Below are 393 nucleotides of genomic sequence, written 5' to 3'. Positions count from 1 at the left end.
GCTAGTAGAGTCGTATGTCATCATCAACGCCTCCGTACTGTTCTTTGGTTTTGGTGGTTCACAGTGGACACGCGACTTTGCTATAGCTCCGCTCCGCTTCGTTATTGCAGTTGGCGCTAAGCTGTTCGTCCTAACGTTGATCGTAGGAATTATCGTCACGTCAGCGAAGTCGTGGTTAGCAGCGTATACCAACGACGAAGCGTCTTTGATGACATTGGCAGGCTTGGCTCTTGTATGCGCTTATCTGACTAAAACTATCCCCGAATTGATCGGCGGGATGATTAGTGGCACGTCTATGGGCGGCGGATCGGCAATCGGTGGTATGGCGGCGGCTGGAGCCGCTGGTGCAGCGGCGGCTATTGCAACCATCTCAACAGCAGGTGCCGCAGCTCC

General features: G+C 53.9%; 1 protein-coding gene. It reads left to right on the top strand.

Annotation, left to right across the window (positions count from 1 at the left end; translation table 11 throughout):
* Window positions 1-393, top strand: a 393-nt coding sequence (locus AC0L20_RS40075; protein ID WP_473295681.1) for a type IV secretion system protein, incomplete at both ends; no start/stop codon positions are given.

The organism is Bradyrhizobium sp. Kon58, from assembly GCF_055807455.1.
This window is presented reverse-complemented; position numbering and strand designations above follow the sequence as displayed.